At 67.0% G+C, this 26,415-nt stretch carries 24 protein-coding genes; 4 read left to right on the forward strand and 20 right to left on the reverse strand.

What is annotated here, in order from left to right; genetic code table 11:
* Positions 1–54 precede the first annotated feature (54 nt).
* The gene (locus IB225_RS16305; protein ID WP_192312443.1) at positions 55–1,158 is read left to right on the forward strand and encodes a hypothetical protein; all 1,104 of its coding nucleotides are present in this window, start codon (positions 55–57) and stop codon (positions 1,156–1,158) included.
* 67 nt (positions 1,159–1,225) lie between these two features.
* Here IB225_RS16305 and IB225_RS16310 read toward each other — a convergent pair whose 3' ends face one another.
* From IB225_RS16310 to IB225_RS16325, 4 genes are all read right to left on the reverse strand, one after another.
* Positions 1,226–1,687: a hypothetical protein gene (locus IB225_RS16310; protein WP_192312445.1), complete on the reverse strand. Its 462-nt coding sequence runs from the start codon at positions 1,685–1,687 to the stop codon at positions 1,226–1,228.
* A 90-nt stretch (positions 1,688–1,777) separates the two neighbouring features.
* A complete protein-coding gene (locus IB225_RS16315; protein WP_192312447.1) occupies positions 1,778–2,332 on the reverse strand; it encodes a hypothetical protein in 555 nt (184 codons plus the stop codon).
* A gap of 9 nt (positions 2,333–2,341) precedes the next feature.
* Entirely contained in the window at positions 2,342–2,827 is a 486-nt protein-coding gene (locus IB225_RS16320; RefSeq protein ID WP_192312449.1) for a hypothetical protein, read from the reverse strand.
* 137 nt (positions 2,828–2,964) lie between these two features.
* Positions 2,965–3,885, reverse strand: a complete 921-nt coding sequence (locus IB225_RS16325) for a LysR family transcriptional regulator (RefSeq protein WP_192312451.1) — start codon at positions 3,883–3,885, stop codon at positions 2,965–2,967.
* A gap of 105 nt (positions 3,886–3,990) precedes the next feature.
* Between IB225_RS16325 and IB225_RS16330 the strand changes: the two genes are divergently transcribed.
* Positions 3,991–4,740, forward strand: a complete 750-nt coding sequence (locus tag IB225_RS16330) for an SDR family oxidoreductase (RefSeq protein WP_192312453.1) — start codon at positions 3,991–3,993, stop codon at positions 4,738–4,740.
* Between the two features lie 99 nt (positions 4,741–4,839).
* A complete protein-coding gene (locus IB225_RS16335) occupies positions 4,840–5,769 on the forward strand; it encodes an alpha/beta hydrolase (RefSeq protein ID WP_192312455.1) in 930 nt (309 codons plus the stop codon).
* Positions 5,770–5,786: 17 nt separating this feature from the next.
* Here IB225_RS16335 and IB225_RS16340 read toward each other — a convergent pair whose 3' ends face one another.
* The 11 genes from IB225_RS16340 to IB225_RS16390 form a co-directional block, all read right to left on the reverse strand.
* On the reverse strand, positions 5,787–6,839 hold the full coding sequence (locus IB225_RS16340) for a prolyl oligopeptidase family serine peptidase (protein WP_192312457.1): 1,053 nt from the start codon (positions 6,837–6,839) through the stop codon (positions 5,787–5,789).
* A gap of 82 nt (positions 6,840–6,921) precedes the next feature.
* Positions 6,922–7,272, reverse strand: coding sequence for a PDZ domain-containing protein (locus IB225_RS16345; RefSeq protein WP_192312459.1), 351 nt, complete (start codon positions 7,270–7,272; stop codon positions 6,922–6,924).
* 21 nt (positions 7,273–7,293) lie between these two features.
* Positions 7,294–7,704, reverse strand: a complete 411-nt coding sequence (locus IB225_RS16350; RefSeq protein ID WP_192312461.1) for a hypothetical protein — start codon at positions 7,702–7,704, stop codon at positions 7,294–7,296.
* 30 nt (positions 7,705–7,734) lie between these two features.
* Positions 7,735–8,313: a hypothetical protein gene (locus tag IB225_RS16355; protein WP_192312463.1), complete on the reverse strand. Its 579-nt coding sequence runs from the start codon at positions 8,311–8,313 to the stop codon at positions 7,735–7,737.
* A gap of 74 nt (positions 8,314–8,387) precedes the next feature.
* Complete coding sequence (locus IB225_RS16360) at positions 8,388–8,756, reverse strand: GFA family protein (RefSeq protein ID WP_192312465.1); 369 nt, start codon at positions 8,754–8,756, stop codon at positions 8,388–8,390.
* Between the two features lie 14 nt (positions 8,757–8,770).
* On the reverse strand, positions 8,771–9,169 hold the full coding sequence (locus tag IB225_RS16365) for a hypothetical protein (RefSeq protein ID WP_192312467.1): 399 nt from the start codon (positions 9,167–9,169) through the stop codon (positions 8,771–8,773).
* Positions 9,170–9,177: 8 nt separating this feature from the next.
* Entirely contained in the window at positions 9,178–9,618 is a 441-nt protein-coding gene (locus IB225_RS16370) for a GNAT family N-acetyltransferase (protein ID WP_192312468.1), read from the reverse strand.
* A gap of 127 nt (positions 9,619–9,745) precedes the next feature.
* On the reverse strand, positions 9,746–10,216 hold the full coding sequence (locus IB225_RS16375; RefSeq protein WP_192312469.1) for a hypothetical protein: 471 nt from the start codon (positions 10,214–10,216) through the stop codon (positions 9,746–9,748).
* Positions 10,217–10,371: 155 nt separating this feature from the next.
* Positions 10,372–11,301 (reverse strand): retron St85 family RNA-directed DNA polymerase, encoded by a 930-nt coding sequence (locus IB225_RS16380; protein ID WP_192312470.1) that lies wholly within the window; start codon positions 11,299–11,301, stop codon positions 10,372–10,374.
* A complete protein-coding gene (locus IB225_RS16385; protein ID WP_192312471.1) occupies positions 11,298–12,245 on the reverse strand; it encodes a retron St85 family effector protein in 948 nt (315 codons plus the stop codon). The genes IB225_RS16380 and IB225_RS16385 overlap by 4 nt, the downstream gene beginning before the upstream one ends.
* A gap of 227 nt (positions 12,246–12,472) precedes the next feature.
* Positions 12,473–13,309 carry a restriction endonuclease gene (locus tag IB225_RS16390; protein ID WP_192312472.1) on the reverse strand — a complete coding sequence of 279 codons (837 nt, stop codon included), beginning with the start codon at positions 13,307–13,309 and terminating at the stop codon, positions 12,473–12,475.
* A 213-nt stretch (positions 13,310–13,522) separates the two neighbouring features.
* Here IB225_RS16390 and IB225_RS16395 point away from each other — a divergent pair, with 213 nt between their 5' ends.
* Positions 13,523–15,760, forward strand: a complete 2,238-nt coding sequence (locus tag IB225_RS16395) for a CocE/NonD family hydrolase (RefSeq protein WP_192312473.1) — start codon at positions 13,523–13,525, stop codon at positions 15,758–15,760.
* 62 nt (positions 15,761–15,822) lie between these two features.
* On the opposite strand, the gene IB225_RS16400 is transcribed toward IB225_RS16395, so the two are convergent.
* From IB225_RS16400 to recC, 5 genes are all read right to left on the reverse strand, one after another.
* Positions 15,823–16,131: a hypothetical protein gene (locus IB225_RS16400; RefSeq protein WP_192312474.1), complete on the reverse strand. Its 309-nt coding sequence runs from the start codon at positions 16,129–16,131 to the stop codon at positions 15,823–15,825.
* A gap of 322 nt (positions 16,132–16,453) precedes the next feature.
* Positions 16,454–17,497, reverse strand: coding sequence for a virulence RhuM family protein (locus IB225_RS16405; protein WP_192312475.1), 1,044 nt, complete (start codon positions 17,495–17,497; stop codon positions 16,454–16,456).
* Between the two features lie 31 nt (positions 17,498–17,528).
* A complete protein-coding gene (recD, locus tag IB225_RS16410; protein WP_192312477.1) occupies positions 17,529–19,394 on the reverse strand; it encodes an exodeoxyribonuclease V subunit alpha in 1,866 nt (621 codons plus the stop codon).
* On the reverse strand, positions 19,391–23,020 hold the full coding sequence (locus IB225_RS16415) for an exodeoxyribonuclease V subunit beta (protein WP_192312479.1): 3,630 nt from the start codon (positions 23,018–23,020) through the stop codon (positions 19,391–19,393). The genes recD and IB225_RS16415 overlap by 4 nt, the downstream gene beginning before the upstream one ends.
* Positions 23,017–26,340, reverse strand: coding sequence for an exodeoxyribonuclease V subunit gamma (gene recC / locus IB225_RS16420; protein WP_192312481.1), 3,324 nt, complete (start codon positions 26,338–26,340; stop codon positions 23,017–23,019). Before recC ends, IB225_RS16415 begins: the two co-directional genes overlap by 4 nt.
* Positions 26,341–26,415: the final 75 nt, after the last annotated feature.

Here is a 26,415-nt window from a genome sequence, read left to right on the forward strand (position 1 = left end):
AGGCTTGCGTCACCCCGACGCCACCTCGTTCCTCCCACGCCAAGGAAGACCGTCATGCGCCTGACCTGCCTGTCGCTCGCGTTGTGCCTCGCCGTGTCGCCCGCCTTCGCGCAGGACGCCTCCACTGCGGTATCGCCACCGGTGGAAGACACCGGCACGCTGGCCGAGGCGCCGTACCGCATCGACATCCCGGCCGACTGGAACGGCGAACTGGTGGTGCTGGCGCACGGCTTCGAACCGGTCGGCGTGCCACGCGCATCGCCGTGGCCGGCCGACCCCGCCACGCCGATGTTCACCTCGAAAGGCTATGCGGTGGCGCAGAGCGGCTACGCCTCGCAGGGCTGGGCGGTGCGCGACGGCGTCGCCGACAGCGAGCGCCTGCGCGCGCATTTCGTGCAGCGGCACGGACAGCCGAAACGCACCTGGTTCGTCGGCATGTCGATGGGCGGCGGTATCGCCATCGCCACGCTCGAACAGCAGGCAGTGCACTACGACGGTGCGCTTTCGTTGTGTGGCGCCAACCTGCCGGGCGACGTGCTGGCGAACGAGCTGTTCACTTCGCTGGCCGCGTTCGACGCACTGTTTCCGCCGGGCGAGGGCAAGCCCGCGTCGCGGCTGTCGGATCCCGCCTCGCCCACGCTCGGACAGGGCGAGGTGATGGACATCGTCTCAACGGCGCTGCCGCGTGATGCCGCTGCGACGAAATCGCTCGCCGCCAAGCTGGAAGTCCCCGCCGAGGCATTGCCCGGCATCATCGGCCTGCACTACCTGGTCTTCCGCGACATGGTGACGCGTGCCGGCGGCATGCCGGTGGACAACCGCAGGGTGCGCTACACCGACTTCGGCAACGACGACGCGTTCAACGCCGCCGTACCGCGTTATGCCGGCGATGCGAAAGCGATGGACTACGCGAACTCTGCGCCGGCGCTGACCGGTCGCCTGCAGAAGCCGCTGGTGCTGCTGGACAACGCCGACGACCCGACCATCGCCCCGCGCTTCCGCCCGGTCTATGCACAGCGCGCGCAAGGCGCGGCGGTGCCGCCCCTGACACTGCCGCCTGCCCCTGGCGGGCATTGCGACTTCTCGGGTGAGCAGGTCCAGGACGCGTTCCGCGTGCTGACCGAGTGGGTGGAGACGGGAGCGCGTCCAACCCCGTGATATCCGCTGCCCGCCGTAGGCACGGAGCCAGCGCCGCGATCGGAGCAGAACAGCCTCGTCCGCGCCGTCAACCGCTGTCTGGCCGGCAGACGTAGATGCGCTCCTGCGTCCGCCGGGAGGGAGCCTGCCCTTTGGGCTCCTTCGAAATCCTGACGCAAGGAACGTCCGGCTGGGACAGGCGGGACCCGATCTCACTGGAAATCTCTTCCACGAGACCTGGCCCGACATCATGGAGCGCGATGTAGATGCCACGCTGCGTGACGTAGCGACCCGCCGACACACCGGACTCTTCGAACCGGCCGGTGGTGATCAATCCCTTGCCGGCGCAGTCCGCAATGGTCTCGCAGTAGCCCTGCGCGACCAGTGCCTCGGATGCGATGTCCGAATACATATTGGGCCCACCGGGTGTGTACACGGCGCCACAGCCCGCCAGGCAGAGCAGGAGCAGCCCAAAGGACACGCGAAGGACGACGGCGCTTCCACGCAATGCCTCAATCCTGCCGCACGTGCCTTCCGTTGCTTCGCTCATCGGCCGTTCGCTCCTTGATCTCTTCCGATCTTAGGAATGCCTGCGCCACGCAGCAAGACCCGACCACAGCGCCGCAGGTGCTGCAGGAGGTCAGCCCGCGGCGCTCTGCACGATCGCGCCGATGATCGACACGCCGAAGCACGACCAGCCGAGTCCCCGCAGCATGCGGGCGGCATGCCAGTAGCGGATCTCGTTGTCGCGGCGGTCGTAGTGGTCCGCGATCAGCACCAGCAGGGCCAGGCAGGCGCTGACGATGGCGGCGTACATCGCCCACGCGCCGAAGTCGCGCAGATGCAGGATGCCGCGCCGTCCGGGCAAGGGCAGGTCGTTGAGCCACACGCCGATGCTGCCGTAGGCGAACAGGAACACCGCTGAGACCAGGTGGACCACCCGATCCTCGACCGGGATGTGGTTGGGCAGGTAGCGTCCGTCGGCGTGGTACTTCGGCACCGGCGGCGCTGGCTCGTCGTCCAGCACGTCGAGGTCCTTCTCGCGCGGCGGAGGCACCGGCATCGACGTCAATGCCTGGTAGGCCGCGCCAAGGTTGGCGAAGTTGCGCGGATACCGCGTGCGGTCGATGCCGGCGAGCGCCTCTTCCAGCTCCCGCTCCGTGTAGCGCGAATAGTCGATGTCGCCGTCGTGCATGTGCTCGGCCTAGTTCGGCCACGGATGGACACGGACAGCGACGATCTCGCTGGCGAACGCGTGCCAGCGGCCTTCGGAATCCCGGCCCGTGGTCCAGAGGTGCAGCCCGGTCTTGCCGAAAAAGTGCAGCAGGTCGGCGTTGCCTTGCCTGACCAGTACATAGATCTGCCTGTCCGGCATTCCCTGCAGCCCCTTCGCGCATCCGATCCCGGTGAAGTCGCCGTTGACTTCCCATTGCATGTCGATCGTGTGCGTCTTGCAGGCCATCCGCGGCTTGGGCGACATCAGCACCGAGAGCACGGTACCGTCCATGTAGCGGATGACGCGATGCTCGATGCCCTCCTTCGCGGTATGGACATAGGTGTCCTTGAACTCCAGGTCCGGGTGGTCGGCCAGCGCCACGCACACCTGCTGTCCGCAGTAATGGGTGGTGGGCACCGTCGCCCCGGCCGACGCGGCCAGCAGACACATCCCCAGTAGCCAGCGTGGTCCCATGCGCCTCCTCCTTGCCATGGACGCAGCTTAACGAAGGTCCATGCGACCGTCCCGCCACGGCCCAGGTCGACCACGCCCGGACAGGCGCAGGCCAGGATGCAGCAACGCGCGATCCCGGCCTCTCCGCTTTCCGGGACTCACCCCGCCGCGATCTCGATCCCCCTCACCAGCCGCGACGCCAGCCGCTTGTTCTGCAGCTGCGCCAGCCACCATTCCAGCGCGCGTCCCTGGTGGTCGCCGCGCCAGGCCACGTACAGCAGGTTGGGTTCGCGCGGATCGGCCATCTTCTTTTCCACCAGGTCGCCGCGCTTGAGCAGCCCGGCCACGCGATCGCGCGGCAACCAGCCGACACCAAGACCTTCACACTGCGCCTGGATCTTCGCGCGCATGCTGGGTACGGCAAGCGAGGGTTGTCCGCTCTGCACGCCGTAGCCGCGCACATCGACGCGGCGCGACGTATCGGCCACGACGACGGCGCGATGCTGGAGTACCGTGGCGCGTTCCACCGGCTCGCTCGCCTTCGCCAGCGGATGCCGCGGCGACACCGCGAACACCCACTCCATCACGCCCAGTTCGAACCAGCGCAGCCCGGGAATCAGCGGTGGCTCGTTGGTCGCGCCCACCACCAGGTCGGCGCGCCCGTCGCGTAACGCATCCCAGGTGCCGGTGAGCACTTCATGGGTGATGCGCAGGGTCACGCCTGACTTCAGCGCGTCGAACGTGCGGATCACCGGCAGCAGTGTTTCGAATTCCAGGATCTCGTCGGTGACGATCCACAGGCGGTCTTCCCAGCCGCCGGCCACCTGCTTCACCCGCTGGGTCAGCCGCGACACATCCAGCATCAGCCGTGCCGCTTCCTGCGCCAGCAGATGACCGGCCGGCGTCAGCTGCAAACGGTAGCGGCGACGGTCGAACAGCAGCGCATCGAAACGCGCTTCGAGTTGCCGCGCCGCGTGCGACACGGTGGACGGCGCCTTGCCCAGGCGGGCGGCCGCACGCGACAGGCTGCCGCTCTCGCGGATGGCGTCCAGCAGGGCCAGTTCGTCCGCCGACAACATGTTCGATCCCTTCGAACGAGTCCGTCGCGATTGTGGCACGGAAAGCGACGCGAGCCCCGCCACCATAGCCTCACAGCATCCCGCTGGGCATCGAAGGACTTCACCATGAACCGCTTCAACGGCAAGACCATCCTCGTCACCGGTGGCAGCAGCGGTATCGGCCTGGCCGCCGCCCGGGCGTTCGCCGCCGAAGGCGCCCGCGTCGTCATCACCGGCCGCGACGCCGCCGCGCTCGAACAGGCCCGCACCTCGCTGGGCCCCGACGCCATCGCCTTGGCGAACGACGCCGGCCGCCTCGGCGAAGCGAAGGCGCTCGCCGCCGCGCTGGCCGACCGCGACCTGCGCCTGGACGCCGTGTTCCTCAACGCCGGCGTGGCGAAGTTCGCCGCCTTCCCCGATGTGGACGAGGCGCTGTGGGACCAGATCTTCGACACCAACATCAAGGGCCCGTACTTCCAGGTGCAGGCGCTGCTGCCGCGGCTCAACGCCGGCGCCTCGATCGTCATCAACGGCTCGATCAACGCCCACATCGGCATGCCGAACAGCTCGGTGTATGCCGCGAGCAAGGCCGCGGTGATCTCGCTGGCGAAGACGCTGTCGGCCGAACTGCTGCCGCGCGGCGTGCGCGTCAACGTGCTCAGCCCGGGCCCGGTGGCCACGCCGCTGTACGGCAAGCTCGGCCTGGACGCCGCCACGCTGGACGCCACCGCGGCGCAGATCCAGACCCAGGTGCCGCTGGGCCGCTTCGGCACGCCGGACGAGATCGCCAGCACCGTGCTGCACCTGTCCTCGCCCGAATCGGCCTTCATCATCGGCACCGAGATCATCGCCGACGGCGGTATGAGTCAACTGTAGGTGCCGCCCGCGCCCTCCCTGCTGGCCGGCGACCCTCCGCTTCGGCGTTGCCAACGGAGCAGCTCCGGTCCAGCGACATCCACCCCCGAGGAGATCGTCATGAACACCGTATTGCGTTCCATCCAGCAGGCGGCCGTCGCCCTGCTGGCCTGCCTGGCCCTGCAGTCGACCGCCCACGCGGCACCGGCACCCGCTATCCAGGACCACACCGCCACCGTCAATGGCGTCACCCTGCACTACCTGCAGGCCGGCCAGGGCACCGAGTCGCCGGTCGTGCTGCTGCACGGCTACGCCGAAACCAGCCACATGTGGCGCCCGCTGATGCCGAAGCTGGCCGACCGCCATGTCGTCATCGCGCCCGACCTGCGCGGCGCCGGCACCTCGTCCAAGCCGGACGGCGGTTACGACAAGAAGACGATGGCGCAGGACATCCATGCGCTGGTGCAGTCACTGGGCTACAAAAAGATCAGGATCGTCGGCCACGACATCGGCCTGATGGTCGCCTATGCCTACGCCGCGCAGTACCCGGACGAAGTGGACAGCGTCGTGCTGATGGATGCCTTCCTGCCGGGCGTGGGTGACTGGACCAAGGTGTGGCTGCTGCGCGACCTGTGGCATTTCCACTTCTACGGCGAAACCCCGCTGAAGCTGGTCGCCGGCCGCGAGCGCACCTACTTCGAGCACTTCTGGAACGACTTCGCCGCCGACCGCACGCACTCCATCCCGGAAGCTGACCGCCAGTTCTACGCGACCGAGTACGCCCGCCCCGGCGGCATGCGCGCCGGCTTCGAGTACTTCAAGAACTTCGAACAGGACGCGAAGGACTTCGCCGGCTTCGCCCAGACCAAGCTGACCATGCCGATGCTGGTGCTGTCCGGCGAGAAGGCCGGCGGCCAGTTCCTGATCGACCAGGGCCGCATGGTCGACAGCAACGTCGAGGGCGTGATCATCACGGGCTCAGGCCACTGGCTGATGGAAGAAGCGCCGGAGCAGACCATGACGGCGCTGGTGGCCTTCCTCGACCGCTAGCCGTCGGCTCGCCGCGTTCAACGCGGCGCCAGCGTCTCCCGGAAGAAGTCCACGGCGTCGGCGTTGATCTGCGCATGCAGCGCTTGGCGATCGATGCCCGGCGGGTCCACGCACAGCACGGGCAGGGCCTCGGCCATCCCCGGATTGCACGGAGCCAGGAACACGTAGTGGCCCGCCCCCACGATGCCGCGGAACGTATGCAGCCGCGGCAATGCATCACGCACCGGCAACACGTTGTAGCCGGGCAGCAGCACGCGGTCGGCCATCGCGCCATACAGGAACACCGGCGCGTCGATCTTCTTCAGGGTGGCGGCGTCGAAGAAGATGGCGAACGGCGCCATCACGAACCCGGCACGGATGCGCGGATCGACCGTGGCGCGCGAGACCGGCAGGCGTTCGATCACGGCGGGAACCTCCACACACACTTCCGCGTCGGCCGGCTGCGCGGCGCAGTACGCCGCGCGGCGCGAGAAGTCCGGCGTGGCGCCGAGCAGCAGCAGGCTCGTGTAGCCGCCGGCGGAGAAGCCGGCGACACCGACGCGATCCGCATCGATGTGCGGACCCAGTTGCGGATCGGCCAGCAGCAGATCGAGCAGTGCGGACACCTGCCACGCGCGGCCGAGCAGCACGCGCTCGGTGCCGAAGCCGCTCTGGTCGCGATGGCTATCGCCGGCGTGTTCGATCGACGCGACGATGAAGCCGGCGTCGGCCAGCGTGGTCGCCAGATCATGGTGACCCAACGCGCTGCCGCCGTGGCCGTGCGAGATGAGCACAAGAGGATGGCGTCCTTCCGCGATGGGCAGGCCCGGTGTCGCTGCGACGCGATACGGGCCCAGGTCGCTCGGCCCGGCGTTGGCGGAGGCCATGGCCGGATAGAACACCATGGCCGGCATCGTGGTGCCGGTGGTGGTTTCGTGGACATCGCGGAAGGCGATGCCATTCGCTGCGAGGGCCGGCGCACACACCAGCGCCATCAGCGCCATCAGCGCCATCAGCGCCATCAGCGCCATCAGCGCCATCAGCGGCATCAGCGGCATCAGCGGCAACAGGATGGATTTCAGCAGCTTCATCGGCAACTCCAACGGGTGTCGGTTCTGCGATGCGGGAACGGCGCGAAGCGTTTAAGGCGGCCCGGTCAGCGCGTGGTCGATGCTACTCGGCGACCAGGGTAAGCGCGATCGGCTTGCCGGCGCGCAGCACGACCAGTGCCACCTTGTCGCCCGGCTTCACCTTGCCCATGGCGGCGAAGAACTTCCGCGCCGAGCTGCCCACCAGCGGCGTGCCGTTGAGCTGTTGCAGCACGTCGCCGGCCTTCATGCCGGCACGCTCGGCGGCGGACGCCGGCGCGACGCTCTTGACGACGACCTGCTTGATGTCGGCGTCCAGCAGCTTGCGGTCGAACTTCGCATCGACGGTGAAGCCGAGCTTGCCCTGCGCGGCGTGGGCGGAGAACACCAGCAACGTAGCGAGAAGGAAAGCCGTGAGGCGAAGGATCGGGCGCATGGTGTCTCCGGGGCTCCGCACTCAGCGCGGCGAAAGCTTGGGTATCGCGGTGCGCGTGGGCGGCGAGGACTCCACATCCCCCGCCAACGGACATCTCATCTCGCCGACGATGCGTCGGCCTTCGATGGTCAGCACCACATGGCCCTTCTGGCCCTTCAGGGTGAAAGGCGGCATGACGCCCGGGTCATCCGATCCGGGATGAACGACGTCGATGTCGATGTCCTTCTCGCTGAACCGGTTGACCTGAAACGGCACGACGCGTTTGCCGCGCGGGCTGTTGATCTGGATCATCGCCAGCTCCCCGTAGCCGATGAGTTCGAATTCGTAGGTTCCCGAAGCATCGGCCGCATCGATAACGCACATCGTGTTGGTGGCCAGCGCACTGCCAGGAACCAGCAGGAGAAGAATCAGGCAATGCAGGGGGCGACTCATCCAGAGACTCCTTGTCGTGGCGGGCGAAGATCAGGGCGTTGTCAGTACGACATCGCGAAGGTAGGCCTCGGCGTCTTCCGCAAGATGGGGATGGCGCGTCACGCCACGGTGCGAATACATGATGGTCACACCGATGGAAGGGTCGGCCGGGTGACGACAGTAGAGTCCATGCAGCTCCAGGAACAGCGGCACTGTCGCACCTCTCGCTGCCCTGTCCTCCGACGTGGCTGTGTACCGCACGCAGGGATACGGCCGCTCGTTGGAATACTTGACCGATTGCTCCAGCAGTCTGTAGCGATCCGGGTTGGCTGGATCGCCGTCTTTGGCGACGGCTTGCTCGATCAACGCTTCATACTCTTCCGGAGAGTCTGCGGGCCCCATGCGGGACAGCAGAGCGGCCACCGCGAACGAGTTGTCGGCCTCGCCACGCGCGAGTGCGATGGCGGTATCGGAACGGCGTTGCACCTGCCACCCTGCTCCAGCCGGCACACTCAGTGACATGTAAGGAGTAGTGATCCGCTCGCCGGATGCGACCTCCTCCGCATGGGCCGTGAACCCTGACGTGGCTGCGCCCGCCAGTAGCATGAGGAGGAGTCCTTTCGTTTTCATTGCATCAGTCCTTCAAGCGGCTGGAGCGATGGTCTGTCGGTCTGCGGGCCATCTATGTCATCGAGCCTGCTCCTTCATGATGACACCAGTGTCTGTGCCGCCCCGTTGCTGGCGCCGATCTCGCCGAGGGTGGTGAGGTCGATGCCCTCGATGCAGGCAAGGTTGTAGCCGTACTCGGTGGGTACGCTGCGGCGCTGGTGATGGGTGTAAATGCCGCAGACGCTGCAGAACCAATGCTTGGCGATCCTGGTATTCCACTGGTAGAGGCTGAGCTTGTCCTCGCCGCGGGTGATGCGCAGGCGGTCGAGGGTGACGCCGGCCATGATGGCGCCGCGACGGCTGCACATGGAGCAGTTGCAGCGCCGGATGTTCCGGTGGCCGTCGATGAGATCGACTTCGAACTCGACGGCCTTGCAGTGGCAGGTGCCTTTGACGGTGTGCATCACGCTTCGTCTCCCTACAGCATGAGGTGTTCTTGGATGAACTGGCCGTCCGCACTGTATTCGGTCAGGTTCTGGGCGCCTATCCGATAGAGGCATTTTCCGGTCTTCCGGTCCGCATAAACGCTGTTCACCAGCACGCTGATGTGGCCATCCTTGTTGTGGCGAAGGCTGATGCCGCACTGATGTTCGCCTTCGCAGCGACCGCCGTAGCGGGCGAGTGCGTCGGCCAGCGCCGCTTTCTCGGCCGTACTCAGCGTGTTCTCGTTCGGCCGACTGCCACACGCCGGCAAAGGCTTGGGCGGGCCACAGCCGATGAGGGCGATCAACACGAGCGAGGCGGGAAGGAAGCGGAGATGCGCCATATCGGTGCCTTGCCTCGCGACGACGTGAAGGGGTTCTGGGATGCGGGCCATCGCCACTATCAGGCGCGCCATTCCCAGACGTCGCCGGCATCGGCGTCGTGGGCCACGCCGACGCGGCTGAAGCCGAGGCGGTGGAGGATGCGGGTGGAGGCGTTCTCTTCCATCAGCGTGTACGCCTTGAGTCCGATATCGGGTGTGTGGGCGCGCGCCAGGGCGACCAGCGCGGCGGCGGTCTGCGTGGCGTAGCCGCGGCCCTGTTCGTCATCGAGCGTGTAGTAGGCGATCTCGACCACGCCATCCTGCGGCGAACCTACGAACGCACCACCACCTACGCCACGCCCATCGACCACGGCGACATAGCCGATCCATGGCGGCACGAAGCCGACGCGCTGGTACAACGTCGCCGTGCCCTGGCAATTGGTGGTAAGGGCGTCGGGCATGTGGGTGAGCGGTGGCGCGGGCGTACCGGTGGCGTCGCAGGGGCTGAGGGAGAAGGTCATTGAGTGCACTCTCTGCGTTGCCTGGTCAGATGGCGATGTCTGTTTACGCTTGGCGAGGACATTGAACGACTGAATCAAACCGAGCCGCTAAGCGGGTTTGAGTTGCACGAACTTTCGGATCACTGCCTCACGGCTTGCTGAACATGCGAACGAGGTAGCTCTTACTCCAGTACGCCGCGAGGCGGGGAGCACTGAGAAAGAGGCTCTCCGAAGCCTCCGGGTTGCTCCGTTCGATCTCGGACCAGACGGATCGTGGCGCAACATAGAGCGAATAGCCGTCTCCATAAGACGGACGAAACTGCCGCAGTTCGTATTCGGGCTGTACAGCCTGATTGATGCTGAGAAGGAGATTCTCTTGTGTAGCCCGGGACAAAATTTGGGCGCAGAATGGCCGCTTGCCTGTGACCATGAGTTCGCAACTCGTGGCGGTTACACGGCCCAAGGTGAGATATCCATCCGGCAGGAAATCTGCAATGGCTTCGACGATATCGAGGGGCCCAGCCTTCCAATCGATGACAGCGCAGTTATCCGCCTCACCGAACATAGCGATGGCTTCTTCGTTGCCCTCCAGTACTCGGTGAAGAAGAGATTTCTTCATGATGCGCGACCCAACGCTTGATTTAGTCATCGGTCGGGGGATCATGCGAACACGAACCCATCGGCACTCGAGGTGTGCGATGTTGGGGACTCCAATGCAGGATCTAATTCGTCGATTCTAGGCACGTATCGCGTCTGTACAGTGAGTTTGTTCTCTCAAGAAGGAAGAACATCTCTCACCCTATCTCCAAACGTGGCAATGAGGACGTCCCGAAACAGAGGCTCAATAGAGATAACGAAAGCTACTTCTCCTCTGAGTCGCTCCACCTTCTTTAGATCGAGAGTCCCCCGTAAATAGTTGTCCACACCGGCTCTCACACCTCGCTTTCTGGCTCTCCCCACTGTCACTCCACCGCCATTAGAAAGCGTCAAACCTGTAACCCGCATCGCTGCGCCGCGTGAGCAGAAAGTGCGCTTCTTCTCATTGACTACTAACTTAGGAGCATTCAACTCGCGACATGTCTCGCGAAATCCAAGCTCCATCTTTGACAATGAAGACGCGTCCGGGCCGGAGAAAGTCACGTCATCAGAAAAGCGAGTGTAAGAAATTCCAAGCTCTCGCGCTAAACGACTTACGATGCCATCAAATTCGAACATCACAGCGTTAGATAAAAATGGCGATGACGGCGCCCCGATGCAGAGACCGAGCAGACTACTTCCCGGAGGCCTCCATAGACATGACCCAACTACAAGAAGAATGTCATCTTGAGAAAACCCATTCTGTGTCTCCCCTGAAAGCGCTTTCCTTATCGCAGAATCGTCTATCGATGGAAAAAAGTTCTCAAAGTCAAACTTCAGCAGATATTTCTGCCCTGCATGAGGAATCGCATTATTTATGAGCTTTGATCCCGGTACGTATGCAGTCGCAGACTCGTGAACTGGCAGGCGCGAACTTAGCGCCGCAACTATAGCTCTCTGGACCGCTTTCACTTCTCTTGCTGGCTGAGCAACGATTCTCTTCCCGCCGCGCTTCTTGTCGATGGAGAATACTTTGTAGCGATGTCTAGCCGTTTCAGAAATTCTGATCACTGCCTGCCTGGAGAGGCCGGTCTGAGCAACCACGAAGCTCAGAAGGTCGCCATTCATAAGGCCTGCCTCAGCTCAGAGATAACAGAAAATCTTGTTTTGTTAGATCCACGGTAGTAGTCGATGACATCCGATGTAAGACGATCTCTATCTACTCTTTTGCTATCGCGAAATCCAAAAACAATGTGCGATCGCCAATTGGGAGCGTAGAAGTACCTTCCATGCCCTCGAGCCTTGCTAAGCAAAAGATCGCATCTCTCTAGCAGGAATAGGTACTGCTCAAGCTGAGCCCTATCCACTTCACAACCAACCTCCCTCAAATATGAAGCTATTTCGTTCTCGGATAGCGCACCGAATAGATCACACATCTCACAAACGAACATCATCACATGAGCTGGATTTGCTTGCTTGAAAACTCGCTCCGAGTTGTTTGATCCGAGAAGAGTCCTTACTTCGGCGAGGATGTCTGGCAAATCTCTTTTCAACAGGTCAAAGTTCTCGACAAGAGTTCCGCCAACCCCTTTGTCGTGCCAGGGATATACGAGAACTTTCCTTCCTGTTCTTGACTCAAGTCTGTTTATAGGCCCCAACTTGATGAACGAATCTTCTTCGAAGTGAGCCTCGGATATGAGAGCCAAGAGCCTTTCGGCAATAACGTCCGTCACTGCAAATGCCCCCAACTCCGCAATGGAGCCAGCGCTTTCCACAACTAGAAGGATTACGGATGACAGACTGGCTAGATGCTCTTCGAATGTCACCAGATCATCGTACTTCCCGCCTCTATACCAATCTTGAATGTCTTCAGCTAGCTTTAGGCGCTGAGCAAGATCAGAGTTGCGGCCAGAAGTGATGGCGTTATAGAGAACATTACGCACCGAACGTTCGGGCGTGAGATTCTTAATATCTTGTGGACCACCACATAGGAATACGAAGCCCTCAAATGGCTTCACACGCGTGGCGCTCAGATCGATTCGAGCGAGAAACACTGCCCTGGGATCCGCCATTTCACTCTTCACCAAGAAACCGCCCCGTACAGCCGGCTAGGCCTTACCACCACCGAGCAGGTGGCGGTGAGGCCTAGCCGGCTGTACGGGGCGATAAGAGTCAACAATCCATACCCGTCCGGCGCAACGCCGGACCCAGTCCTTTCGCAGCGGCGTTCCATCGCCAATCGCGTGAAGAGTTCGTACAGTAGATTCGTAAAGCGCTTGAGCGTCAAGAGATGCCACATTCAATCAAGGCAACGGAGAACGTCCTGTCCACTACATCCGGGAAGGCTTACACAACCCCAGAATGATTTTCCTGTGGCGCTGTGGCGCTGCCGCACCATGGTTACTTTGCACTTTGGACAGTGCGGCGCAGCATGTTCACTCGCCATATCTTTACCCAGCTCGTCCTCAAAGTTAGATGGCAACCTCGTTCGTGCATCGGTGCTAGCCCGCACCTCCCGAATCATCCCCAGCAACGCCGTGCCATCGATCAGTTCGATCGGCTTGCCTTCCGCAAACTTCGCTGCGTCCTCGGTGAACCCACCCAGCGCCGCGATGCGCACCGCGTCGGCACGGTGGTGCGTCAGCAGACCGTACATCTCGCGCACCACGTTGACCGGCACCTTCTCGCGCCGCCACTGCTTGCACTGCACCAGCGTGCGCTTGCCGTCGCGGCGCAGGATCAGATCGATGCCGCCATCGGCACCGCCCAGACCGGTTTCCTCCACGGTGTAGCCGCGACGCCGGAATGCCTCGCCGACCAGCCGCTCGAAATCACGCCAGCCGAGTGCCGCGATGCTTTCCAGTCCCGTGCGCGTGTCCAGCAACCGGCGCCTGCGGCGCGCCGCCAGGAACGACGACGCGGACGCGATCACGCACAGGCCCAGGAAGACCCACGCCAACGGCATGAACGGATGGTTGCCTGCGGTGAAGGCCGACGCCATCGCACCGCTGTGTCGCCCGAAGACCAGGGGAATGCCGTACGCGATGGCGGCATAGCCAAGCGCGCCCGCACCCAGGCCGACCGGCCAAGGCAGCGCAGCGAGTTCCCTGAAGAAATGCGTCCTACCACGTCCCATGTGGCGCCCCTCTCACCCCGTCGCGGACCTTAGCGCGATCCACGGGGAGGCGTATAGGCGGAGATTGCGCCGCTCGTCGGCGAGCCCCGGTCCGGGCGGTCGCGACGCGGAAACACGGCTTCATCGGGCGGGCGGTGCCTCCGTCGCATGCCCCTTCCCCGTCCCGCGGCACGCATGCAAAGCTCGGCGTCCGCCTCCCTGTAACGGACCGACATGCGCTTGCTCCTGGGGTTCCTGCTGGCGACGCTCTCCCTGTCCTCCTTCGCGCAGGCGCCCGAGGTCCGCATCCCGGCGGGACTGAAGGGGGGCGACGTCGACGTGGCGATGGGGGTGCTCGCGCGCGACATGGCTAAGGCCTATCGCGACGAAGACCGCGCGCGCTACCTGACCACCCTGTTCCGCCTGCAACTGGTGACCGGCCAGTACACGCAGGCGATCGACAGCATCGAGACCCTGCGCACGCTGCGCAACGATTCCGTCTCGCAACCGCCGCTCTACCTGCAGTACGAGATCCATGCGCGCGCCAGGGCACTGCAGGCACGCGAGAACATCGCGTTCGCGCCGGCCTGGCGGCAGGTGTTCGCCGAGCGCTTCGGTGCGCTCGATGACCGGACCGCACTGCAAGCGGAATTCAGCTTCGGCACGTCGCCGGTACGGCTGCGTGGTGAGCTGGACGCGGCACTGGCGAAGGTGGCGGGCAAGCGCACGCTGTCGCTGCCGGACGCCATCGACCTGCTGCGCGCCTATCAGGTGCATGCCGCCTACGCCGCCTTCCAGCCGCTGGTCGTCGCGGCGGTGGAAGCGGACGACGCGCGCCGTTACCGCATCGACCGCGATGTATTGGTAAGCACGCCGAATGGCGTGCACATCGCCGCCCTCGTCGTGCGTCCGGCGAACGCGCAACCGTTGCCGACGCTGCTGGAGTTCACCATCTACGCCAACGACGACGTGGCCTTCCACGATGCCAAGACGATGGCGGCGCACGGCTACGTGGGCGCGGTCGCCTACAGCCGCGGCAAGGGCCGCAGCCCGGACGCCATCGCGCCTTTCGTGCACGACGGCGACGATGCGGCTGCGGTGATCGAATGGATCGCGACGCAGGCCTGGAGCGATGGCCGCGTGGGCATGTTCGGGGGCAGCTACAACAGCTTCGCGCAGTGGGCTGCGCTGAAGCACCGGCCACCCGCGCTGAGGGCGATTGCCACGTCCGCGTCGGCAGCACCAGGCATCGACATCCCGATGGAGGGCAACGTCTTCCTCAACTTCATGTACCCGTGGCCGCTGTACGCCGCCAGCAGCCGCTGGCTGGACGACGCGCGCTACAACGACAGCACACGCTGGGCGAAGCTGGACCGCGAGGCCTACGCCAGCGGCCGCGCCTACCGCGACCGGCCAGCGATCGACGGCAGCGCGAACCCGGTGTTCGCCGAATGGTTGCAGCATCCGGCCTACGACGCGTACTGGCAGGCGATGATTCCGCAGGGCGCGCAGTACGCCGGCATCGACATCCCGGTGCTTGCGACGACGGGCTATTTCGATGGCGGGCAGGCCGGCGTATTGCACTACCTGCGCGAGCATCTGCGCCACCGCCCGGACGCCGACCACACGCTGGTGATCGGCCCCTATGAACACATCACGATGCAGACCGGCGTGCCGCCGACCGTGCAGGGCTACACGCCGGATGCGTCCGCGCGCATCAACCTGCAGGCGCTGCGGCTGGCGTGGTTCGACCATGTCCTCAAGGGCGCGCCGAAGCCGCCGCTGCTGGCCGACCGCGTGAACTGGCAGGTCATGGGTGCCGACACCTGGCGCCACGCGTCGACGCTGGACACGATGGCCACGCGCACGCAGTCGCTGTGTCTGGCGCCGGGCGTGAGTGACGGCGAACATGTGCTGGCGCCGCAGCCGCAGCCCGATGCCGTCGTGGTACAGCGCGTGGACTTCCGCGACCGCAGTGACGCCGACTGGACGCCGTCCGAGCACGTGCTCAATCCGCAACTCGATCCGCACGGGGGGCTGGTGTTCGCCAGCGCACCGATGCCGCGGGACACGGAGCTGGCGGGGCCGTTCGGCGGCACGCTCGATTTCACCGTCAATGCGCGCGACGTCGACGTCGCCATCGGCGTGTACGAGCGCACCGCCGACGGTGAGTACCTCGACCTGGCGTGGTGGCTCCAGCGCGCGAGCTACGGCGAGGACCGCCGGCAGCGTCGCCTGCTGCAACCCGGCGTGCCGCAGCGTCTCGCGGTGAAGGACACGCGTCTGCTGGGACGCACGCTGGCGGCGGGCAGCCGCCTGGTGGTGACGATCGGCGTCGGCAAGCAGCCCGATCGCCAGCTCAATCTCGGCAGCGGCAAGGATCCGTCGGACGAGACGATCGCCGATGCGGGAACGCCACTCGAGATCGCATGGCACGGCACCAGTTGCCTTACGTTCGGCGTGCGCGACTAGCGGGCGCCACGGCTGGCTTCAACGCATGGGGAGCTCCGCGAGGGCTCCCTCTTCTGGCTGGATCAGCGCCAGCTCGCGCGACGCGACGGCGGCGGTGGCGCGGGGCTTTCGTCGATGGTGGGCACCAGCAGCGACAGGCGCGCCTTGGCGAACTGGCCGCTGCCTTCGACATCCAGCTTGCCCGCGCTGGTAGCGGTGATGAGGCCGGCATCCAGGAACACCTCGGCCCCGGCGGCCAGCGAATGCCGCGGACTGCACACCTTCACCGGCACCTGCAGCACGCTGATGCCGTCGCGCTGCCATTTCGTCTCCGGCGCCAGGCGCCGCACGATGGAACCATCCACCCACACATCCACCGAATCGGACGACACCGACCGGCACTTTCCGATCCCGACATCAAACGCCATGAGTCCTCCCGGACGACAGGAACCGCGCAACGGCACAGGCACCCGCCCTCCACGCGCGCGGAGGCGGCAGACGGCGATGCAGAAGAAGAACGGAGACTTGCGGGCTGGGCACACACACCTCGTCGGCACGCGCGTGATCGCGTCGGTAAGCCGAGAGGGAGGGGAATCGGCCGGCGAATGCGGCGCAGAAGACTGCCAGTCAGCCTGGACAGGTATACGCCCTTGGGGACCGGACCGCAAACGTACGGATCGGCATCACGTTATGCGTGCCGCGACATGACGACGGTCACGTGCCTTTGGGCTTGCTCCGCGCCTTGAGCGCTTGTTCTGCGGCGTCCAGCGCCTTCAGGTCGTCCGCATCGGCCGCCAATGCCGCAGCTCGTCGGCGCTGAGCGTCGAACTGTCCGTAGCGCTCGTGCGCGATGTCCTTCATGGTCGAACTGCTGACCGATCCCGCGTTCTCCAGCACCGCGCGGTCATTGAAGGCCAGCAGGCGATCCATGTTCTCGCGCCAGTAGTCTAGCGAGAGCATCTTCCGGTCCTTCACGCGGAGCTCGGCCTGCTCCAGGAAGATAACGACCAGTCGGTTGAGCGAATCGACTTCATCCGCAGTGAGGTAGTTCTTGGCGACGATGACATCCGATTTGCGCACGCGGCTGCCCTCCCATGTGCACAGCCCCATGTTGGGCTGCCCGGGATCGGCACGGGCCACCACCAGCTCGGCGGCGGTATTGCCGGTGACGGCATACAGCAACTTGTTCTGTACTTCAGCGAAGAACAATGACGCCTGCTGTTCGCTGTCGCCGTAGTCGACGCTGAGCGCGAACAGGTCGCGGACCTTCTGGTAGAAGCGCTTCTCCGACGCACGGATGTCGCGAATGCGCGCCAGCAGTTCGTCGAAGTAATCCCCACCGCCGGGATCCTTGAGGCGGGCATCGTCCATGACGAAGCCTTTGACCAGGTACTCGGACAGCTGCGCCGTGGCCCACTGCCGGAACTGCGTGCCACGGACGGAGCGGACCCGGTAGCCCACGGCGAGAATGGCATCGAGGTGATAGTGCTCCACGCTGCGGCGCACCTCACGCTGGCCCTCGGTTTGAACTATCCGGAGTTTCCGGATAGTTCGTTCAGGTTCGAGCTCTCGTTCGGCAATGATGTTCTGCAGGTGTTCGCTCACCGTCTTGACGGTGACCTGATACAGCTCCGCAAGCTGCGCTTGCGTCAGCCACACCGTTCCTCCCTCCAGCCTTACCTGGATGCGCGTCTTGGCATCTTCGCTGCGAAATACGATCAGTTCCGACACCGGATCCCCGTTTCCTTCGGCGCTCATCTCACCTCCCTGCGCACGCCCAAGCCAGCCATCAGCGTACCGCCTCTACGCCTTGTCGCAAGCGCCACTCCAACCCGGACCACCGAGTTGCATGCCGCGCCAGCGCATCGCGGATCACGGCATCGCTGCCAGCGATGTGCAGTTCGCGGCGGGCACGGGTGATGCCGGTGTAGACCAGCTCGCGCGAAAGCACGCGGTTGCTGCGTGCGGGCAGCAGCAACCACACCGCATCGAACTCCGAGCCCTGCGCCTTGTGCACCGTCATGGCGAATGCCGACTCGTGCGCCGGCAACGCGGCGGGATGGAAGGCGCGCGGCTGTGCGGGATCCTCGCCGGGGAACCACGCCACCAGCGCACCGCGGTCGTCGCGCAGGCAAATGCCGATGTCGCCATTGAACAGGCGGTGGCGGTAGCTGTTCTCGGTGACGATCAGCAGCTGGCCGTGGAAGTGGCCGGGCGCGCCGCGCGTGCTGCCGGTGCCCGTGTCCACCAGCAGACGTTCGATGCGCGCATTGAGCGTGCGCGCGCCCTGCGGTCCTTCGCGCACGGCGGTGAGCAGGCGCAGGCGCGTGGAGTGCGCGAGCGCCTCGGCCGGCGTGTCCGCCTGCGCGAGGGCACGCCAGTGCGCGAGCAGCGCGTCGCGATGCGTCTCCAGCGGATCGGCGAGGCCTTCGTGGAAGTGCACGTTCGACAGCGCATCGCGCCGCAGCAGGTCGAGGGCGGTGTCGGCATCGCCTTCACGTACAGCGGCGGCCAGCGGCGCGAGGTGCAGCGCCTCGCTCTGACGCCAGCCGCGTTGCAGGTGCACGCGGACGCCGGCGAAGCGGGGTGCGTCTTCGCGCACGCCCGGGTCGGTCTCGCCCAGCAAGGGGCGCAATGCTTCCGCATCGTCGTGTGCGAGGCGATCGCCGTCGCCGGCCGCGGCGAGGATGGCGGCCAGCACGTCGCCGGCTTCCACCGAAGGCAGCTGGTCCGGGTCGCCCAGCAGCACCAGGCGCGTGCCGTCGGCGACGGCATCGACCAGCTTGGCCATCAGCGGCAGGTCGATCATCGAGGCTTCGTCGACTACCACCACGTCGAACGGCAGCGGGTTGTCGCGGTCATGGCGGAAACGCGGCGAGTCCGGAATCGTGCCCAGCAGGCGGTGCAGCGTGGTGCCGGTGGCCGGCAGCGTCGCCAGCAGATCGGCTTCCACGCCGGACGCCGCCAGTCCCTGCACTGCAAGCCGCACGCTTTCGGCCATGCGCTCCGCGGCACGACCGGTGGGCGCGGCCAGCGCGATGCGTGGCGCGGCCCCGCCGGCATGTCGCGCCTGCGTGGCCAGCAGCACCAGCAGTCGCGCGGTGGTGGTGGTCTTGCCGGTGCCCGGTCCGCCGGTGACCAGCAGCAGCGCGTGCCGCAACGCGAGCGCGGCGGCGCGGGCCTGGTGGTCGTCGTGCGTGGCCTGCGGGAACAACGTGGCGAACAGCGGCGCGAGCGGTTCGAGTCCCACCTCCGGCATCGCGCCCGTGGCGATGCAGTGCAGGCCCAGTGCGAGTGCACGCTCGTACTCGCGGTAGCGACGCAGATAGAGCAGGTCGCCTTCCAGCACCAGCGGCGCGCGCGGGTCGGAGACCTCGGCGGACGCCGTCGGCGTGGCGACCCAGCGCGACGCGGCGAGCTGCGCGCGCCATTCGTCACTCTGCGGCCAGATCACCTCGGCCTCGGCGTCCAGCATTGCCTGCGGCGAGAGCAGCTTTACGCCGGCATGCCCCTTCGCCACGGCCAGCGATGCGAGCGCGGCGGCGGCGAGTACCGCGTCGGGCGTGTCGCGATCCAGCCGGCGCAGGCTCTGCGCCAGCGCGTGGTCGAGCGTACGCAGATGGCCGCCGCGATAGAGCGCGTCGAGCAGACTCATGCGGCCGCTCCCGGCGCATCACCGGCGAACAAGGCATCGAGCGCATGCACCAGCTCGGGCGCGAAGCGCTGCGCATGCACGCCGGGCGAGGCCTGGCGCGCCAGGTCCAGGCCACGGCAGAACAGATAGCGGATGCCGCCGAAGTCGCGCGCGTAGTCGTACGCCTCGCCCAGGCGGAAGCGCAGCCAGCGGTGCAGGGCGAGCGTGTAGATCAACGCCTGCAGGTCGTACTCGCTGTGCGCCATCGCCTGCTGCATGGCGGCCGCGTCGTAAGCCGGCAGCTGGTTGGACTTGTAGTCGAGTACGTACCAGCGCCCGTCGTGCACGTAGGTCAGGTCGATCAGGCCGGTCATCAGCCCTTCCAGCCGCGGGCGCACGCCGAACGCCGTGCGCTGGCGCAGCAGCCCGTGCCGGTGCAGCAGCGCGAGCAGCGTGGCGACGGCCGTGGGCTGCATGGCGAAGTGGAATTCGATTTCCGCACGGCGCTGGTCGACGGGCAGGTCGGCCAGGCGCACCCCTTCCGGCAGTGCCGTGCCCAGCGTGTGGCCTACCAGCGGCACCAGCACGGCGAGACCGTCGGCGACCTCGGCTTCGGCATAGCCGCCTTCGCGCAAGGCTTCGGCGATGACGACGTCCTGGCCCGCCGGGGCGGCGTCGCCCGGTTGCCAGTCGCGCCACGCGGCGAAGTCGGCGTGTTCCAGTGCGGCATGCATGACCACGCCGAAACGGCTGCCGGCGAAACGCGGATCGACGACGGCAAGCGGCGCAGCGACGGCCTCCGGCAAGGCCTCCGTATCGGAGGACGGTGCTTCGTCTTCGCCACCGGGATCGGCCTGCGTGGCGGCGGCCAGGGGATCGGCGCCACCGTCGGCATGCGCCAGCTGGGTGAAGCTGTAGACCCACCAGTCGGGCGTGATGCGGCGCGTGGCGACACGCGCTGGTGCGACGGCGGTCTCGCGCTCGGGCGGCAAGCGTGCCGGCGGCGGTTCCGGCGGACCCTCGACGATGCGGACACCGGGCTGCGCGGCCAGCGTGGCGATATCGGCCAGCAGCGGCGCCAGCCGGCTCTTCGGCAGGTCGGCGACATCGCCCGCGGCGATCCACAGCGCGTGCTCGGCGCGGGTCAGGCCGACGTACAGCAGGCGCGCGTCTTCGGCCTGGTCGTCGCGCTTCTTCGCCTCACCGGCAGCCCTCCAGGCGGGATCGTCCTTGTCGAGCTTCCACAGCAACACGCGCTGCGTGCCGTCGTGCACCACGCGGTACCGGCCGCTGTCCGGGCGCGAGGTGCCCAGCCCGGCGAACGGCAGGTAGACCAGCGGGTACTCCAGCCCCTTGCTCTTGTGCAGGGTGACGATCTGCACGCGCAGGGCATCGGACTCCAGCCGCAGCAGCTGCGCCTCGTCGTCGGGATCGGCGTCGGCGATGCGCGCCTGCAGCCAGTCCAGCAGACCATGCAGGCCCAGCGTATGCGCCGCGGCTTCCTGCAGGTGCTCGCCGAGTTGCAGGTAGTTGGTCAGGCGGCGCTCGCCGTCGAGCAGGCCCAGCAGGCGTTCGGCCTGTGCCGCGCACAACTCGGAGACCAGCGCGAACGGCCCGCCGCGCTGCCAGCGTTCGCGCCAGTGCAGCAGGCGCGCCTGGTGCTGGCGTTGCGCCTCGCCGTCGTCCTCCAGCGCGGCAAGCGCCGGGGCGTCTTCGCCCAGCAGCACGGTGGCCAGCGCGGCGCGCAGGCGGCCGCTGTCGGCCGGATGCAGCAGCGCCAGCAGCAGCGTGCACAGTTCGCCCGCCTCGGGACTGGCGAACAGGCTCTGCTTGCCGGCCGCGACCGCCGGCACGCCGGCACGCGCCAGCGCCTGCTGCATGCGGGTAGCGTCCTTGTGGTTGCGCACCAGCACGGCGATGTCGCCGGGCCGCACGGGACGTCCATCGATCCGTGCGCCGCCATCGCGCGCCTCGGCCAGCACGCGATGGATGTCGGCCACGCACGCGGCGGTCGCGGCCTCGCGCGAGGTCTCGGCGTCGAACGCGCCGCCGTCGGCGTTGCGCAGCAGGCGCAAGGTCAAGGCGGGAGCCGCCGTCTCGCCTTCGAGGTAATCATCATCATGACGCTTGCCGCCGGGTTCGACCGGCTCGAAGCGGATGTCGGGATGCGCGAACGCGTCCTGTCCGGCCGACGCCGCGCCGTCGTACAGCGCGCGCACGGCCTGCAGCACCGACGGCCGCGAACGGAAGTTGTGCGCCAGCCGCGGCGCCTCATCGGCGGCACCGCGCGCGAGCAGGTAGGTGGCGACATCACCACCACGGAAGCCGTAGATGGCCTGTTTGGGATCGCCGATCAGGAACAGCGCGGGTGTTTCGCCCAGCGCACGCACCTCGTCGGAGTCACCGAACACGCGCGCGAAGATCCGCCACTGGCGTTCGTCGGTGTCCTGGAACTCGTCCACCAGGGCGACGCGGTACTGCGCGCGCAGGGCGGCGACCAGCGTCTGCCGGCGCGGGCCATCGAGCGCGGTGGCGACGCGTTCGATCAGGTCGTCGTAGGTCTGCACGCGCCGCGTACGCTTGAGCGCGTCGAGGCGACGGCGAGCGTCGTCGCGCAGGCGATGCAGCAGCAGGATCGACTGGTCCCGGCGCCATTGCGTGTAACGCTCGAGCGCCACCGCATAGTCCGCGATCAGCGGCTGCAACGACGAGACCGGCGTCTTTCCCGCGTAATCCTTCTTGGTGCCCTTCGTCAGCGCATCCAGCGTCAGCTTGAAGAGCTTGTCCTGCATGGGCGCATCGAACGCGGGGTGCCGCGCCCATGCGACCACCTGGCGGTGCAGTTGCGACAGCCAGTCCGGTTTGTAGGACGTCTTGTTGAGGATGCCTCCGTCCACGGCCGCGAGCAGCGCGGTGAAGTAGGCCTCTCCCTCCGTCGACACACCTTCGGCGAGGCGTGTGCGTGCAAGCGCCAGCAGCGACGCGACCTCATCGCCTGCGATGGAGGTCGGCGCCGGGGGCAACAGCGGCAGCGGGCCACACAGCGCCGGCAGGTCGTCGGCCAGCGCCTCGGGGCCGCTCCACAAACCGGTCAGCGCAGCCACCGTCGCGGGATCGGCGGCATGGCTGCGCCACAGATCGGCGGCGAGGTCGGCGTGCAGCGCACGCGCGTTGCCGAGCAGCTCGCCGGCATCGAAGCCCTGGCCAGCGTCGAGCGCGTGTTCGCGCAGGACGCGGGCGCAGAAGCCATGGATGGTGAAGATGGCGGCGAGGTCGGTCTCTTCCGCCGCGATGCGCAGCCGGCGCGCGAGCTGCGCCGGGGTCTCGTCTCCCTGCGCGAGATGGCGGTCGAGCACGAAGCGCGTGAGCGCGGCTTCGTGCGATTCGTCCTCGCGCGACGGCGTGCCGACCAGCGTGGCGGCCAGCGCCAGGCGTTCGCGGATGCGCTTGCGCAGTTCCTGCGTGGCGGCCTCGGTGTAGGTGACCGCGAGCACTTCGCCCATGCGTCGTCGCTGCTCGACGATCAGCCGCGTGAACAGCGTGGCCAGCGTGTAGGTCTTGCCGGTACCCGCGCTGGCCTCGATCAGCTGCACGCCGTCGAGGGCGCGCGTCAGATAGGGCTCACGGGCAAGATCGAAAGCCGTCATGCGGCGCCCTCCGGACCGGCGCCGCGTACGGCAGCGAAGACGCGCAGGCTGGTGTCGATGAAAGCGGCCATGCCTTCGGCATCGGCCAGCGGATCGCGACCGCGGAACGCGAGCTGGATCGCGTCGCCGGTGCTTTCACCCCAGCGATAGTCGCCGGGATACCAGGCCTCGCGTGCTGCTTCGGCGCGCAACGCCGGATCGGCGGTGTGGACGGCCCAGCCGGTGTGCGGTGCGAACGGCAGCGGCGCGCGCAGGCCGTCGCGACGCAGCGCCAACAGCACGCGCAGGGCCGCCTGCGCTTCGTCGACCGATCGTGCCGGCGTGACGTAGGCGCGGATGCCGTCGGCGCCGTCGTGGATCTGCACGAGCGGCACCGGCACGCCGCAGGCATTGAGCAGCAGGGCGTCCAGGCCGTGGCGGAGGACCGCCGGTCCATTGAGCGCGCCGACATGCACGCGTACGAGACCGTGCGGATAGACATCGGCGATGCGGCCATGCACGCGCGCGCCGTCGACCACCACGCCCCGCGATGCGGCGTCCGGATCTTCCCGGGTGGCTTGGCCGAGCCAGTCGGCAAAGACCGCCGCATAGGGTTCCACCTCGACGAGCACCTGCTCGGCGGCGGCTTCGCCCAGCGGACCGGTCGGCAGCTGGCCGCGTGCACGCAGATGGGCATAGAGCGCTGCCGGCATGCGCGCGTCTTTCGTGTGCGTGGCATCGAGCAACCAGTCGAACGCTTCGCGCCTCACCTGCGCACGATCACGACCGCGCGCGGGCCCGGTCAGCGGCTCGGTGTCTTCCGTCTGTTCGATCGACTCGGGCAGGCGCAGGCCGAGGCGCTGGGTGAGGAACGCCTGCGCGGGATCGAGCAGGAAGCGGCGCAGCGCGTCGAGCGGAAGATCGTGTTCGTCTTCCGTCGGCAAGGACAGCGACGCTTCCGCCCACGGGGGCAGTGCGCGTCGCGCGGCATCCACACGATCGGCCGCCGGACGCCAGGCCGCGCGGTAACTGAAGCGGCGCGGTTCCCCTGCGCTGCCGAACGCTGCCGGCGCGAACGGCTGCAGCGTGTGGCGGACGACGAGGTGCGTCTTCGCCTCGGCATCGGCGTGGTAGCGCGCGGCGACGTCGAGCAGCTCGCTGAGCAGCACTGACGGCTCACGCACACTGCCATCGCGGGGATCGGCGCCCAGATAGCTGAGATAGAACACGTCCTGCGCCGCGGCGAACAGCTGCAGGAACAGGAAGCGGTCGTCCTCGCGCGTCGAGCGATCGCCGGGCTGGCGTCGGCCGGCATGCAGTTCGGCGGTGAGCTTGTTGAGGCCGGCGGCGGGATCGCGACGGGGAAAGTCGCCGTCGTTCATACCGAGCAGGCAGATCGCGCGGAACGGCAGCAGCCGCATCGGCACCATGCGGCCCACGCTGATGCCGCCGGTCAGCAGCGGCGCACGCGTGTCGGCCTGCGACAGCAGGTCGGCGAAGTGGGCGCGCACGACCTCCGGCGGCACGCCGCCGCCATAACCGGCGGTATCGGCGTCGCGGGCGAAGCGATCGATCAGTGTGCGCAGGCGATCGAGCGCACGTTGCGCGCGGGGCGAAGACGGCTGTTCCGGCAGCAGTACGGCCAACAAGTGCAGCAGGCGTTCACGCCACTGCGATGGCGTCAGCGCCTCGCCGAGCGCGCGTCGCTGGCGCGCCAGTTCGCGCAGCAGCCGCACCAGCGTGTCCAGCGCATCGAGTGCGCTGCCTTCGAGCTGCGGCCACGGTGCGACACCAGCGATCGCGTCGTCCGCACCGCTGGCATGGCCCAGCAGCAGGCGATCGAGTGCGAACTGCCACGTGTAGGCGTCGTCGGCCGGCGCATCGGAGGCAGCGCGGTGGGTCGCGTCCAGTCCCCAGCGCGCGCCGGCGTCGCGCAGCCAGCCGTGCAGGCGGTCGATGGCGTCGGTATCGAGACCGGCCGCTTCGGCGACGGGCGCGCTGGCGAGCAGGTCCAGCACTTCGTCCAGGCCGAAGCGCGACAGCGGCAGGTCGAGCAGGCGCAGGAACACCTCCGCCAACGGCTCGCTGGCCAGCGGACTGGTATCAGCCAGTGCCCATGGCAGCGCGTCGTCGTGGCCGCTGCCGCCGAACACGGCGTCGAGGTAGGGCACGTAGGGATCGATGTCCGGCGCCAGCACGGCGATGTCGCGCGGCTGCAGCGGTGGATCGAAGCGTGGATCTTCCAGTAGCGCGCGCAGCTGGTCGTGCAACACCTGTAGTTCGCGCAGGCGCGTGTGGCAGGCATGCACCTGCAGACTGGCGTCCGTGAGGTCGGGCGTGAGGTGGGGTGGCGGTACCGCCGGTGCGCGGCGATGGAACAGGTCCGACTGCAGGCGGTGCAGCAACGTGTCGGGGCCGGTCTCGTCCAGCGGATCGGCGTAGACATCGATCTCGGCGCGCGGATGCACCACTTCGTAGTCACCGAGGAGCGCCATGAAATCGCGACCGGCCGCGCCCCAGGCCTGCAGCAGTGGGTTTTCCTGCACGTCGTCGGCGAACAGCATGGCCTCGCCGTCGCGACGGCGTTCGCGCAGCGTCTGCAGGTCGCCCCAGTAGCCGCGCGCCGGCGTGGGCAGATAGAAATGCAGCGTGCCGACGCGCGCCTGCGTGGCCAGCACGCGCAGCACGTCGGGCGAGATGTTGAGCGTGGCGAAGACGAGCAGGCGTTTCGGCAGGCCTTGCGGCAGCGGGCCGTCGTCGCGGCCGAAGCGCGCCAGGTAGGCATCGATGCGGCGCGCACGATAGTCGCGCCCGGCAGCGACCGCACGCCACAGCCGCGCCTGCGGATCGTCGCGGTCGGCGCCGGCCTCCCAGCGCAGCAGCCAGTCGCGGCGCCAGGCCTGATACTTCTCGTAGACGCCGGCCAGTTCGCCCGCCAGTCGCCATGGCTTGAGCGGATCGCCGTCGGCCAGCCAGCCGTCGAGCGTGGCCAGCGCGGGATCGCGACGCAGTCCTGGTTCGCCGAGCGCCGCATACAGGCGCCACTGCAGCGATGCGGCATCGAGGTCGTCCTCGCCCGCCGGGCCGAGGTTGGCGTCGAGCGCGCGGGCGACGAATTCGCCGGGGGTGAGGAATTCCAGGTTCGCGGCGATGCCGTATTCCGCCGCCAGCGTGGCCTGCAGCCAGCGGCGCATGGCGACCTGCGGAATCAGCACCACGTCCGGCGCCAGCGGCGATTGTCCCGGCACCGGCCGACGCAGTTCGTCCGCCAGCAACGCCGCCAGCAGCCCCAGCACGTTGGACGGATAGAGGCGGAAGTCGGGAGTGGCGGGCGTCGTCATCGTCGCGGGCATTGTGCCGGATACGGATGGCGAGCCCGGAATGACGCGGTCTGGGCCACAGCATCCCACGCGAAT

This window comes from Pseudoxanthomonas sp. PXM02, assembly GCF_014851805.1.
In the GTDB taxonomy this organism is placed as follows: Bacteria; Pseudomonadota; Gammaproteobacteria; order Xanthomonadales; family Xanthomonadaceae; genus Pseudoxanthomonas_A.

Bases quoted from the DNA above. Each gene is read 5' to 3' on its own strand.
- IB225_RS16360 (WP_192312465.1), bottom strand. From the start codon at position 8,756: ATGCACACCGTCAAAGGCACCTGCCACTGCAAGGCCGTCGAGTTCGAA.
- IB225_RS16405 (WP_192312475.1), bottom strand. From the start codon at position 17,497: ATGAGCGCCGAAGGAAACGGGGATCCGGTGTCGGAACTGATCGTATTT.
- IB225_RS16365 (WP_192312467.1), bottom strand. From the start codon at position 9,169: ATGGCCCGCATCCCAGAACCCCTTCACGTCGTCGCGAGGCAAGGCACC.
- IB225_RS16355 (WP_192312463.1), bottom strand. From the start codon at position 8,313: ATGAAAACGAAAGGACTCCTCCTCATGCTACTGGCGGGCGCAGCCACG.
- IB225_RS16395 (WP_192312473.1), top strand. From the start codon at position 13,523: ATGCGCTTGCTCCTGGGGTTCCTGCTGGCGACGCTCTCCCTGTCCTCC.
- IB225_RS16415 (WP_192312479.1), bottom strand. From the start codon at position 23,020: ATGACGGCTTTCGATCTTGCCCGTGAGCCCTATCTGACGCGCGCCCTC.
- IB225_RS16385 (WP_192312471.1), bottom strand. From the start codon at position 12,245: ATGGCGGATCCCAGGGCAGTGTTTCTCGCTCGAATCGATCTGAGCGCC.
- recD (WP_192312477.1), bottom strand. From the start codon at position 19,394: ATGAGTCTGCTCGACGCGCTCTATCGCGGCGGCCATCTGCGTACGCTC.
- IB225_RS16350 (WP_192312461.1), bottom strand. From the start codon at position 7,704: ATGAGTCGCCCCCTGCATTGCCTGATTCTTCTCCTGCTGGTTCCTGGC.
- IB225_RS16330 (WP_192312453.1), top strand. From the start codon at position 3,991: ATGAACCGCTTCAACGGCAAGACCATCCTCGTCACCGGTGGCAGCAGC.
- IB225_RS16375 (WP_192312469.1), bottom strand. From the start codon at position 10,216: ATGAAGAAATCTCTTCTTCACCGAGTACTGGAGGGCAACGAAGAAGCC.
- recC (WP_192312481.1), bottom strand. From the start codon at position 26,340: ATGACGACGCCCGCCACTCCCGACTTCCGCCTCTATCCGTCCAACGTG.
- IB225_RS16380 (WP_192312470.1), bottom strand. From the start codon at position 11,301: ATGAATGGCGACCTTCTGAGCTTCGTGGTTGCTCAGACCGGCCTCTCC.
- IB225_RS16320 (WP_192312449.1), bottom strand. From the start codon at position 2,827: ATGGGACCACGCTGGCTACTGGGGATGTGTCTGCTGGCCGCGTCGGCC.
- IB225_RS16335 (WP_192312455.1), top strand. From the start codon at position 4,840: ATGAACACCGTATTGCGTTCCATCCAGCAGGCGGCCGTCGCCCTGCTG.
- IB225_RS16345 (WP_192312459.1), bottom strand. From the start codon at position 7,272: ATGCGCCCGATCCTTCGCCTCACGGCTTTCCTTCTCGCTACGTTGCTG.
- IB225_RS16390 (WP_192312472.1), bottom strand. From the start codon at position 13,309: ATGGGACGTGGTAGGACGCATTTCTTCAGGGAACTCGCTGCGCTGCCT.
- IB225_RS16340 (WP_192312457.1), bottom strand. From the start codon at position 6,839: ATGAAGCTGCTGAAATCCATCCTGTTGCCGCTGATGCCGCTGATGCCG.
- IB225_RS16305 (WP_192312443.1), top strand. From the start codon at position 55: ATGCGCCTGACCTGCCTGTCGCTCGCGTTGTGCCTCGCCGTGTCGCCC.
- IB225_RS16370 (WP_192312468.1), bottom strand. From the start codon at position 9,618: ATGACCTTCTCCCTCAGCCCCTGCGACGCCACCGGTACGCCCGCGCCA.
- IB225_RS16315 (WP_192312447.1), bottom strand. From the start codon at position 2,332: ATGCACGACGGCGACATCGACTATTCGCGCTACACGGAGCGGGAGCTG.
- IB225_RS16310 (WP_192312445.1), bottom strand. From the start codon at position 1,687: ATGAGCGAAGCAACGGAAGGCACGTGCGGCAGGATTGAGGCATTGCGT.
- IB225_RS16325 (WP_192312451.1), bottom strand. From the start codon at position 3,885: ATGTTGTCGGCGGACGAACTGGCCCTGCTGGACGCCATCCGCGAGAGC.